Consider the following 11,826-nt stretch of genomic DNA (forward strand, 5'->3'; position numbering starts at 1 on the left):
GGCAGGGGATCATCTGCAGTAGTATTTTATAAAAAGAAGAAGGAAAAATCCATGCAGAAGTAATTTCTACAGGTATAGAATTTACTCTTGCAAGGTAGAATTTAAAAATACATTTAACCGATTAGCATGGCAGTCCTTTTGATTTATAAAAAAACAAAACAAATGTTCGAAAAAACTCTTCCATTTTCGAATGGAGTGTGGTATTATAAGTCAAAAGCGAATATATGTTCGGAATATATGTTCGGTTTCGGCCGAACAGAGAAGATTTTAAGGAGGAGAAAGAAATGACAAATACAGCAAATACCACACAGAGAATCAGAAGAAATAAGAACCACAAATTTTCAAAGACAATGGCAGTGATCCTGGGAGTGATCGTTACTCTGGAGGTGATGATCGCAGGGGGAATGATCTTTAATATTGATTTTCATTCCACGGATATCATTGCCCTGATCTTTGGGTTTATAGTGGTATTTTCAGGGGCAGTCGCTATTCTGACTGATAATTGATCAGGTCGGAATACTAATACATCATTTTCAAAATAACTATACCACTCACTTGCCTGTGCATCACGAAGCGTGTTGCTGGGCGCGGAGTGAACAGTAACAAAAGCTTGGATTTTTCCTAAATATTAGACAAAAGTTGTCAGAAATGGTATGATTAAAAATATATCATAACAGGATATGGAACATATCATAAAAGGGGTAAAGATGACTGTAAAATCAAGTCTTTTGGAAATGTTAGAGAAGAATAAAGGGGAAGTGCTCTCAGGTGAGAGTATTGCCGGTGAGCTGGGATGTACCAGAGCGGCAGTGTGGAAGGCAGTGAAGGCACTTCGGGAAGAAGGATATCATATTGAGGCAGGACCGAATAAAGGATATATGCTTGCAAAAGATACTAATCGGTTGTCTCAGGAGGCAATCCGGTTATTCTTGGATGATCCGGAGGTTAGGATCGATATTTATGATGAACTGGAATCCACGAATCAGACAGCTAAGAAAGAGGCTATGATCGGGGAAGCAAGGCACGGCGAATTTGTAATTGCCAGAAGTCAGACTGCAGGCAGAGGCAGACGCGGACGGGAGTTCTATTCACCGGCGGATGCGGGGCTTTATATGAGTGTGATCCTGAAACCTCAGGGAACCATACATGACAGTCTGCTGATCACTACAGCGGCAGCAGTGGCAGTGTACAGGGCTGTTGAGCAGATTTGCGGGATTCAGCTGGATATCAAGTGGGTCAATGACCTGTTCTATAATGGAAAAAAAGTCTGCGGAATTCTCACAGAGGCTGTCACCGACTTTGAGAGTGGAAATATAGAGTTTGTAGTAGTGGGCATGGGACTGAACATTTATCTGGAACCGAAGATGCTGCCCGAATCATTGAAAGATGTTGCCGGAGCACTTTATCAGAGTCGTGAGGATGCAGAAAAAACAGACCGTAACAGATTAGCGGCAATGATCGTAAACGAACTGAGAAAAGAAACCGAAGATTTGAAGCTGTCCCCGGATTATGTGGAGCACAATATGATCCCGGGACATCAGGTTACAATTACAGATGGAACCTCTTCCAGAAAGGCATTTGCATTAGAGATATGCAGCGACGGACGGTTGAAAGTACGGGAAGAGAACGGACATGAGACGATATTATCTTTTGGAGAAGTTTCGGTGTCTGTGTAAAAGAAAAATGCGATTCAGATATGATGGATATCTGAGTCGCATTTTTTAATCGAATTAAGTAAGTCCCCTGCTTCAATTGCGAACTCCCGTTTGAATCGAATTAGTCCAGTAAAAAGAAAGCATTCATTCGTCTTAATGGATCAGGTAAATGGTAAATAGATATCTGATCTGAAGAGAACCGGATTTTTTGTTTTATGACTGTAACTATCATGCAGTCTGGGAGTCTGAGCTGGAATCAGAATTACTGAGAGAATCAGACTGATTTTCAGCTACATTTTTATTTTCTGCTTCTGGTTCAGAGGAAGTAATTTCCGAATACAGAGTATCAACAACAGGTGCGGCATTCTGCGGTTCTGTCTGCTGCTGAGTGGCAGGCGTATTTGCGCTTACGTCCATATGAGGCATATCGTTGATATTTTGCTGATACGGGCGATAAGGTGTCCAGTAATGTTCTTCTTCCTTATGGCTGTTTATCTGCTTATCATTCAGTTCATCTTTCTTACGGGTAAGAATATAAATCCCTGCAAGAATAATACATACTGCAATTACCAGCTGTGGCAAATGATATGCGAAGGTTCCAAGAACATCGGCCAGATATCCTGGAAGGATCATGTAGAAGAAATCTACAATATTATTCCACAGGATAGAAGCTCCGAGAATGATCAGCAGAATTGCAGTCAGCTTCCTGTGATGACTGACCAGAGAACTGATATCTCCTGCCAGTTCATCCATATGAAAGACATAGGAGTCTTCTATGGAATAGAATTCTTCCTCTGAGAGAGATTTCAGGTTGTGCACATTAAAGAAGCTGTAGAACCAGATGATCGGGATCAGGAAGATAAGCCAGTCCATTCCGGTAAATGAGCCTACAGCAAATACACCCCAGAACAGCAGCATAATACTGAGTCCCTGCTTCTTAAATCCCATATACATTTCTCCTGCGCCCGGGATTAAGGAAAAGATAAAAAGCCAGAATCCACGTTTTTGTTTTTGCATACTTTATTTGCCTCCATTCATTATTTTGCTGGAAAAATCACTGATATACTGAGCCAGAGAACTGGTACCATCGCAGATGCTCTGGTTCACTCCTCTGGAAAAATCATAAAGTTGGTTGCCGCTGCGTTCCGGTACGGTACGTTCACTCTGAGTAGAATAATGATTTGATCTCAATTCTGAGAAATCTACACTCGGAATGCTGAACAGAAGAAGCAGTGCAGCCGCGACACCGGCAGCAGTCTGCAGGCTGTATCGCAAAAGCTGGACCTTGCGCGAAGCTTTATCTGCAGCCCTTGCGAATTGTATTTCGCCGGAATCAGTTTTATTTAATATCTGCTCTGTCAGATAGGAGGGAGCAGTGGCCAAACTGTGGCTTTCCTGTTCTATCATCTGATCGAGACATGAATCGCAGTGATCCAGATGCGATAGAAACTCGATGACTTCCTGAGTGTTCATAGTACTGTTGTCAAATTCTATTAAATCGTTTTTATCAATATGCATCTAATCACTCCTTTCAAGCATCTTTTTTAACATAGCTCTTGCACGGTAGAGCTGGGTCTGGATTGTTTTCGGATTTTTGTTTGTACGGTGTGCGATTTCGGATACAGACAGTTCTTGACAGAAATGAGCATAAGCAACTTCTTTGTAAGGACTTTTCAGCTGCATACATAATGCCCTTACCCGGGCATCGGAGTCTGTAAGCATGTATTCATCTTCAGGAGAAGACTGCTGATCCGGAAGCTGAGAAAAGTATGTATCCTCAGTAGGAATACTGCGGCGCCCGGCGGCTTTCAAATAGTCCAGACATTTTCGGACAGCAATCTTACTTAGCCAGGCTTTCTCATAAGTGCCATCAAAACGGGACAAGTTCTTATAGGCAGACAGAAATACTTCCTGAGTGAGATCCTCGGCATCAAATGGATTACCGACGGACTTCAGGCAGATCGAGTATATTAAGTTCTGGTATTGCGTAATCAGATATTCCAGATATTGCTTTTCTGTGATCATTACTGTCTCCTTTGTCCCTGTTCATTTAATTATAACGCAGAAGACAGGGGAATGGATTCAAAAAATATATGAAACAATATATAAAAATAACTGAAAAAACATAGAATCAACCTTTAAATATTGACATTGTAATGAGCATTATGTACTATTAAATATATGTTTGAAGAAAATTGATGGATATAATCGAAAATAAAGATAAAAAATATACATAATACCCAAAACGAAGGATAGAATAAGTATGACGAAGGAAAATAATTTAAAATTTGACAGCGAAAGAGAGTATACGTATATCTCTTCGAATAATCTGACAGGGATCAAATCAGAGGCCCTTTCCCCCGAAGAATTGATAAAATTTATGGAAAATGGCTTTATTTGCCGCACATTCAAAGATACAATTGCGCAGTTTTATACAGAATATGAAAAAGAAAAGAGAGAAAAATGCGAAGAACAGGAATATAAAGGAGATGTAAAGCGTTTTTTATCAGGCAAGTTATCGGATATGGCGCAAATTTCTTATGACAGTATGTCACGGAATGTTAGGAACTGGATGAATGGAGTGAATGTACCACACAGAGAACAGCTCTTTCAGATGTGTTTTGCATTGGAACTGGATGAAAGGCGGGCCAGTCAGCTTTTGGCGAGTATTTCGGATACAGGAATTCATTATCGCAACCCGGAAGAACTGGTTTATGCATTTGGCCTGAGGCAAAGAATGAGTTATGGCGAAACGCTTCAGCTGAAAAATGAAGTTATGGAACAGTATGCTCAGAACAGGAAACCATCTTCATCATCAAAAGAGAATAAAGAAGTAAAAGTTTATACCCGCCAGATTCAACGGAAGTTTCTGGATGAGGTACATACAGTAGAGGATTTGAAACAGTTTTTTGATGAAAACAACGCTGTGTTTGGAAAAATCCATGAGGCTGCTTATGATGAATTTATGAGAATGATAAAACTTTTGCAGAATCCAGAAGCAGACTTTGAGGCTTATTGGATGCAGTATTTAAAAGAAAATACAAAGTACACGGAAGAAGAGAGACAAAAAGAAGTCGAGAAAATCAAGCAGGATCTGAAGAAAAAAAGCGTTGAAGAAGTTATAGAAGAGTATTTGCGTATGTATGTTCCGCAGAATACATCCAGAAAAAACACCAGTGAGGGAAAACGAAATTATACATATCTGCAGCGGGTAATCAAAAAGAACTGGCCGAGTGAAAGCACAATCTCGAAAATGAAAACAAAGGAGATGGATGTCAGCAGAAAGGTACTGCTTTTGCTATTTCTGCTGACAGAAGAATTTGAAGTATCAGATCTGATAAACAGAGAAAAAGAAGATGATATTTTTTCAGATCTTGATGACGACGATGAATATCTCAATGATTTAGGTGAAATGGAAGATGCAAATGATCGAATGGAGAGAAGGATTGTACAGCTGAATCTGTTTCTTGAGGCATATGGCATGAACCAGCTTGACCCGGGCTCTGCGTTTGACTGTTTTGTACTGTATGCGCTGAAGGCAAGCTATGACGGGGCAGAGGACAATATGGGAGAACGTTTTAAATCGGTATTAAAATTACTGTTTGAGTAATAACGTAACGCATTTTAAAAAAGTAATTGTTCTGTACTCTAGTGCGTCGACAAGCTGATATACTGACAGAATAGCAGACTGAAGAACAGTTGCCAGAAGACATCTAGTTCAGAAAGACTCCAGGGGCGGAAAAGAAATGCGGATACTGAAACAGGACAAAGATATACTTGAGACATTAAGAATGTCAACATAGATATGAGGAGGTGTCCTGCATGGGAAATATACGCAGTTTGAGAAAGAATGGAGATAAACTGATTCTTGGAGGGTGTACATATACAATAAAGGATGTAGAGGGATGCGGAGGAAATTCGGTCGTATATCATGCAATATATAACGATAATCTGAACAGAGAACTGCAGCATGAGGTGTTGATCAAGGAACTTTATCCTTATCATCCAAGAGGCGGCATATATAGAGATGAGAACGGAAATATCAGTTATGTTTCAGAAGCAGAAGAATATATGCAAAACTGCAAAATGCGTTTTAAACAGGGAAATGAGATTAATCTCCGGTTATTACAGACTCTTCCTTCGCAGATTTCAGGAAATGTAAATTCGTATGAAGCATATGGGACATATTATTCGGTTTTGACAGTTCATGGAGGACAGAATCTGGAAAATGTTCTGGAAACTACGGATTCACTGTCTCTTCGCGAAGCGGCAAAGATCATGGAGAAAGTTCTGGATGCAGTGGAAATTTTTCATGAAAATGAAATGCTTCATCTGGATATCAGTCCGGACAATATTATTCTTTTGCCGGAACAGGCATTTTTGATAGATTATAACAGTGTATGGAGTGTATCGGATAAACATAACGGCGTTTTTTCTTTTTGTGAAAAAGAGGGTTATTCAGCTCCGGAAATCCGTCTTTGTGATGCTGGAAAAATCAGCTATGCAACAGATATTTATTCTGTATGTGCGGTGTTTTACAGAATTCTTACAGGAAATAAACTGACAGATAATGAAATTATACGAAACGGATTAAAAAGCAGCTTACGGGCAAATCTGAGTATTTTTCGGGGAGAACCTAACAGTGCGGTATTAAAGGCGGCACAGATCGTGATAAAAGGCTTACAGATGCTTCCGGAAAAAAGATACCAGAGTGTTGCGGCTCTGAGAAGAGAGTTTGATGAACTCTTACTTAGAATTGAAGGAAAAGGCATTTCACACAGTGCAATCTGGGAAAGCAGCAGAAATATTTACAGAAAAACAGTGCATTGTGATACATCTTATATATTACAGGATATTCAAAATTCTTACATGATGAAGCAGATATCCGGAAATGAATTATATTCTGATCTTAAAGACAGAAGTAAAGTCCTTTTAAAGGGTTCCGGTGGTATGGGAAAAACAAGATTCATGGAAGAATTATGGAAAAACAATGTAAGACAATACCGAGAAGCGGAGCCGGTTGTCTGGTTTGTTCCATTAAAAGAATATCAGTACACAGCAAATGAAACGGCATTTATCAGAAAACATCTGTTAAAACATCTTTGTTTTTCTACGGAGAGTATAGGAACAGGCGAATCTCTTCACGAACTGGAACAGTTTTTTAACGGAAAACGCCGGGGAAATGTAAATATTATTTTTCTTCTGGATGGATTAAATGAGACCGGGACAGACAGAGAGAAACTTTTAAGAGAAATTGAAGAATTAAGTGCAAAAGAGGGAGTCAGTGTTCTGGTTACAGAGAGATCAGATGAAGTTCTGACGTACGGACTTCAGGGATTTCAAAGTGTAGAATTGCTTCCACTGGATCAGGAGAAGGTTCGGCAGGAAACCGAAAAAATGCAAATTCCTTATCCGGCAGATAAAAGAATGCAAAATCTTCTGGGAAATCCTATGATGTTAGAGCTTTATGCAAAAGTCTGCGGTCTCAGAAAGGATTCTTCTGAGACACAGGAAGAAATTATGAGTATCAGCAGTCCGGAACAACTGATCCAGCTTTATCTGGGACAGTTGTTGAAGTATCAATTGCGGGTACATTCCGGGAAACCTGGAATACAGTTATGCAGTAAGTATATTCTTAATCATATGCTGCCGGACATTGCCGGGGAAATGAAGAAGAAAAATAAAACATTACTGTCGGTAGATGAAGTATATAAAATAGCCCAAAAGAATTATTCTAATCTATATAAGAAAGAATTTTGCAAAACTTTTCCGGAATATCTTGGAAAGTCCAGAATCATGCTGGACAGAATTGCAGATGCATCGGAATGGTTTGATTTTGCAATAGAGGAACATCTTACAGGAGAGCTTGGGTTGCTGGTGAAGACAGGAAACGGATATTATGGACTGGTTCATGATAATTTTATTAAATATCTGACAGAGGCTTCCGAGCATAACAGAACGGTATACAGAAAAAGGCAGAGACGTGGCACGATTTTAAAAGGAACGGCAATAACTGGTGCCTGCGTAATCCTGAGCCTGTCTGTTATCTGCATTTTACATAAAACAGGAATTATTTCTGATGATAAGGGACCTTCCGAAGAGGAACAGCGGATTCTGAAACGTGCGGCTGCATGTATGCAAATGAATTTAGGAATTTTCAGCGGATTTGTCAGCGATCAGAAAAGCGTTCTGGAGATGGACGAGATTGAAGGGGTATTAAATCAGGATTCAACGGCAGTTGAGGAAATGGAAAACAGGATAGATATTGCCCTTTCAAAAGACCTGGATAATTACTCAGAACTGAAACCAGAAGTGAGAGATGGTCTGATCGAGATTTCAGATTTTCCAATAACAGAATACGTAGATTTATGTGATGCGCCTGTAGATATGTCAGATTTTATGGAATCGGCGTTGGTGGATTTGAAGGAAAAAATGTGCAGTCAAGACAGTGTTTACAGGGAATATGAAGACAGAAAAGCACTTGTAGAGGTCTATGAAGGATATCTGAATGCATATACGGAATTTATTTTTTATGAACTGGATTATGTATCAAATTTTTTACTTCCTGAACAGGCAGCAGAAATTCTGGATGCCAACCAGTATTCCAGGGTTTTTCGCAATTATTTTAAGACTGTGCAGATTGGAAATCAGGATATTGAAAGCATCAGACGCGGTATGGAAAGTGCTGATAAGAAACTGCGGGCGGCAAAAGCTGAGATGCTGAGCTGGAACTATAATATAGAAGGTGTGAAATAAGAAAAATATAAGTAAGAGAGAAAAAACAGAACGTGATGAAAAACTATTTTATAAGACTTGTCAGAGGAAAATCACAGTAAGGGATACCTAAGATATGATATGAAAAAAGGAGGAGCATAATGAAAAAGAAAATATATATAGTTACATTGTGTTTAATGGCAGGAAGCCTGGCAGGAGTCTGCCCGGTATCTGCAGAAGAAGGCTATCAGAGCATAGTAGAAGAATATAAAAAGATATTTCTAACCATGGATGATGTAAGTTATCAGTATGATTGTGTGCTTGCTGCAGTAGGTGATTATCTTGATGAGAAAACAGATCATTCAGATACTGTAGAAACCGTAAAAAACATTACAGATACACTTAAAGAGAAAAAAGACAGTCTGGAAGAGTATACACTGGATGATAAATTGTCAGATCTTCTGGAAGAATACGGAATACTTCCAGAAGAATTTGAAGCATTTGGAAGAAGTCAGGAAGATGAGTTTACAGATACAATATCCGATATTGAAGAATTGACAGAGTATCTGGAGTATGCGGAAGACTCAGAGGATGACTATGACAGGCTTACAGTGGCATATGAAGAGTACAAAGATATTCAGGATTATATGAAAGGCGTCAATTATTATACAAACTTTAACTACTGGTTTGCAGAATGGGATGAAGAAATGACTGACTATGTACAGAAAGAAGTTACACCTGAGATAAAGTCCTGTATCTCAGAAGATTTTGTATGGGAAAATGACAGAGATGTTGTTGAGCGTAAGGCTATGCGGTACATGGATGACCTTGAAGATTACATAGAAGTTCTTGCAAAACATACGGGAGAAGCACGGGAAAGAAAACTGGAGATTGAGCAGGAACTGGGAAGACAGCTGGGAGAATAAAGGCAGAAAAAACATAGTCATTACAAAGGAGGAGAATGGCATGACTTTCGACAGGTGTTTTGGGTGTATGCAAAAGCTGAAAGAACCAGATGAAGTTTGTCCGCATTGTGGGTTTGATATTGCACAATATAATGAAGCAGAATTTGCGTTAAGACCGGGTACGATTTTGCATGGAAGATATGTTATTGGGAAAGTTCTGGGAAAAGGTGGATTTGGTATCACTTATATTGGATATGATATGTCCCTGGATATCAAAGTGGCAATTAAAGAGTATTATCCAGAAGGATTTGTAGGAAGAGATGCCAGACAGTCTGCAAAACTTAGCTGGTATAGCACCAGAACTGGTGTCCAGAGCGCTATAAAAAGCAGGGAGAGCGTGATAAAAGAAGCCCGTAATATGGCAAAGATTGATACGCTGCCTACTCTGGTAAGAGTAAGGGATGTACTTGTGGCAAATGAGACGGCATATCTGGTTATGGATTATGTTGAGGGCGAGACATTAAAGAATCTGGTGATAAACAGAGGAACACTTTCTTATGAGGAAGTGTGTACATATTTATTTCCAATCATGGAAGATTTGTCAAAGATTCATGAAAAAGGAATCATTCATAGGGACATCAGTCCAGATAATATCATGATTGAAGCAAATGGAAGAATGCGACTTTTGGATCTTGGAGCAGCAAAAGATTTGTATAAAGTGAATGAGAATGGAGAAGTTCCAGCTTCCACACAGATGGTGCTGAAACATGGCTTCAGCCCTATGGAACAGTACAGAACACATGGAGAAATTGGACCATGGACAGATGTTTATGCAATGACGGCAACTATTTACTATCTGATGTCGGGAACAGTACTTCCTACACCTATGGATCGTCTGGATAAAGAGCAGGAAGAAAAAGTTCGGGGAATGATAAACAGACTGTCTATGCCAGAAAAAGCAAGAGAAGGAATGAAAAAAGGACTTGCTATTCTTAAAGAAGACAGAATCAGTAGTATGAGTGACCTCAAAAAGTATTTGTGTCCAGAAAAAGTGGAGCTAAAACCGAAATTAGAAGTAATTCCCCAAATTGAATCAAATTCTAAATTAATACTAAAATCTGAACAAAAATATAAAGATAAAACAAAATTAAATTTAAAAAAGTTAAAGAAATGGTCGTTTTTTTTGTTAGGTGCAATTTTGGTAGGAAGTATGACTCTATTTGGAACCATGTTGTTTCATAAAAGGGCAGATAAATACTATAGTAAGGGAAAATATGAGCAAGCTTTGAATGCTTATCGGCAGGAAAAAAATATAGATGGCGTGAAAAAAACATTGAAAATGATTTATAAAATAGCTGGATGCTATAAATCTGGAATAAGTGGATATGAAAAAAATGAAGAAGAGGCTATCAAATATTATAAACTTGTAGCAGAAGATGAAAATGCAGAAAGTCTTGGAGGATATGCATGTAATTTCTTGGGAGAAATTATGGCTAAAAATGAAATAGAAGAAGATGATACAGAGGCCGCAACGTGGTTTGAAAAAGCAATCAAAAAAGGATATTTTGATGCGGCAAATAATCTTATATATATGTATAAAAATGGAAAAGAAGTTCCACAGGATAATAAAAAAATAATAGAACTTTTAGAACAGTCAGCAAATAGTGGAAATAGTACAGCAATGTACAATATGGGGAGAATTTATGGATATGGTGAATGCAATCAGGAAGTAGATCTTAGGAAATCGCTAAATTGGTTTAAAATAGCAGAAGAAAATAATTTTGAGGATGCGAAAGATGATATTGAGTATGTATTACAGAAAATGTATGATACGGCAAAGGATTATCGAAAAGGAACTAATGGATGTGAAAAGAATGAGGAAGAAGCCATCAAATATTATAAACTTGTAGCGGAAGATGAGAGTGCAGAGGAGGAACTGCAAAGTCTTTCATGCTATTATTTGGGATATATTATGGCTAACAATGAAACAGAAGAAGATGATGCAGAGGCTGCAAGGTGGTATGAGAGGGCAATTGAGAAGGGAGATACTGATGCAATGAATAATCTTGCAGATATGTATAAAGATGGAAGAGGTGTATCACAGGATTATAAAAAAGCTATGAAACTTTATGAGCAGGCAATTGAAAAGGGAAATGCTGTTGCAAAGAATGATCTTGCCTATATGTATATGTATGGAGAGGGTGTGGATAGAGATTATAAAAAAGCTATGGAGCTTTATAAGCAGGCAGCAAATGATGGAGTTAGTACTGCAATGGCTAATATAGGATGGATTTATGAATGGGGTCTATGTGGTCAGCAAAAAGATTTAAAAAAAGCATTAAAGTGGTACAAAAAGGCGCAAGAAAACGGTTATGACAACGCAGAAGAACATATTCAGTACCTACAATCGGAGTTGGAATCCGGTAGTAATACATCGGACTCCGAATCACAGAAAAGTAAATTAGTTCTGGAATAGTGCTATGGAAATAACACGAAAAATGTGGGTGGATATAGTATAAAATTCTGTCTAAAGAAAATATGTAGATTAATTA

The 11,826-nt window shown here is 38.6% G+C and carries 9 protein-coding genes; 6 read left to right on the forward strand and 3 right to left on the reverse strand.

Going from position 1 to position 11,826, the window contains the following annotated elements; genetic code table 11:
- The first annotated feature begins 284 nt into the window (after window positions 1-284).
- Complete coding sequence (locus tag KQI87_RS01080) at window positions 285-506, forward strand: hypothetical protein (protein ID WP_216458536.1); 222 nt, start codon at window positions 285-287, stop codon at window positions 504-506.
- A 201-nt stretch (window positions 507-707) separates the two neighbouring features.
- The gene (locus KQI87_RS01085) at window positions 708-1,676 is read left to right on the forward strand and encodes a biotin--[acetyl-CoA-carboxylase] ligase (RefSeq protein WP_216458537.1); all 969 of its coding nucleotides are present in this window, start codon (window positions 708-710) and stop codon (window positions 1,674-1,676) included.
- A gap of 207 nt (window positions 1,677-1,883) precedes the next feature.
- Here KQI87_RS01085 and KQI87_RS01090 read toward each other — a convergent pair whose 3' ends face one another.
- From KQI87_RS01090 to KQI87_RS01100, 3 genes are all read right to left on the reverse strand, one after another.
- A complete protein-coding gene (locus KQI87_RS01090) occupies window positions 1,884-2,603 on the reverse strand; it encodes a hypothetical protein (protein ID WP_253292312.1) in 720 nt (239 codons plus the stop codon).
- A 72-nt stretch (window positions 2,604-2,675) separates the two neighbouring features.
- Complete coding sequence (locus tag KQI87_RS01095; RefSeq protein WP_216458538.1) at window positions 2,676-3,173, reverse strand: hypothetical protein; 498 nt, start codon at window positions 3,171-3,173, stop codon at window positions 2,676-2,678.
- Window positions 3,174-3,680, reverse strand: coding sequence for an RNA polymerase sigma factor (locus KQI87_RS01100; protein WP_216458539.1), 507 nt, complete (start codon window positions 3,678-3,680; stop codon window positions 3,174-3,176). It abuts the gene before it with no gap.
- 238 nt (window positions 3,681-3,918) lie between these two features.
- Between KQI87_RS01100 and KQI87_RS01105 the strand changes: the two genes are divergently transcribed.
- From KQI87_RS01105 to KQI87_RS01120, 4 genes are all read left to right on the forward strand, one after another.
- Window positions 3,919-5,265: a hypothetical protein gene (locus KQI87_RS01105; RefSeq protein WP_216458540.1), complete on the forward strand. Its 1,347-nt coding sequence runs from the start codon at window positions 3,919-3,921 to the stop codon at window positions 5,263-5,265.
- Between the two features lie 212 nt (window positions 5,266-5,477).
- Entirely contained in the window at window positions 5,478-8,411 is a 2,934-nt protein-coding gene (locus KQI87_RS01110; RefSeq protein WP_216458541.1) for a protein kinase domain-containing protein, read from the forward strand.
- A 119-nt stretch (window positions 8,412-8,530) separates the two neighbouring features.
- Entirely contained in the window at window positions 8,531-9,295 is a 765-nt protein-coding gene (locus KQI87_RS01115) for a hypothetical protein (protein WP_216458542.1), read from the forward strand.
- A 67-nt stretch (window positions 9,296-9,362) separates the two neighbouring features.
- A complete protein-coding gene (locus tag KQI87_RS01120; RefSeq protein ID WP_256444781.1) occupies window positions 9,363-11,750 on the forward strand; it encodes a serine/threonine-protein kinase in 2,388 nt (795 codons plus the stop codon).
- The last annotated feature ends 76 nt before the right edge of the window (window positions 11,751-11,826 follow it).

Origin of the sequence: Blautia sp. MSJ-9 (genome assembly GCF_018919065.1) — a bacterium.
GTDB lineage: Bacteria > Bacillota > Clostridia > Lachnospirales > Lachnospiraceae > Blautia_A.

Bases quoted from the DNA above. Each gene is read 5' to 3' on its own strand.
- KQI87_RS01085 (WP_216458537.1), top strand. From the start codon at position 708: ATGACTGTAAAATCAAGTCTTTTGGAAATGTTAGAGAAGAATAAAGGG.
- KQI87_RS01110 (WP_216458541.1), top strand. From the start codon at position 5,478: ATGGGAAATATACGCAGTTTGAGAAAGAATGGAGATAAACTGATTCTT.
- KQI87_RS01100 (WP_216458539.1), bottom strand. From the start codon at position 3,680: ATGATCACAGAAAAGCAATATCTGGAATATCTGATTACGCAATACCAG.
- KQI87_RS01080 (WP_216458536.1), top strand. From the start codon at position 285: ATGACAAATACAGCAAATACCACACAGAGAATCAGAAGAAATAAGAAC.
- KQI87_RS01120 (WP_256444781.1), top strand. From the start codon at position 9,363: ATGCAAAAGCTGAAAGAACCAGATGAAGTTTGTCCGCATTGTGGGTTT.
- KQI87_RS01105 (WP_216458540.1), top strand. From the start codon at position 3,919: ATGACGAAGGAAAATAATTTAAAATTTGACAGCGAAAGAGAGTATACG.
- KQI87_RS01115 (WP_216458542.1), top strand. From the start codon at position 8,531: ATGAAAAAGAAAATATATATAGTTACATTGTGTTTAATGGCAGGAAGC.
- KQI87_RS01095 (WP_216458538.1), bottom strand. From the start codon at position 3,173: ATGCATATTGATAAAAACGATTTAATAGAATTTGACAACAGTACTATG.
- KQI87_RS01090 (WP_253292312.1), bottom strand. From the start codon at position 2,603: ATGGGATTTAAGAAGCAGGGACTCAGTATTATGCTGCTGTTCTGGGGT.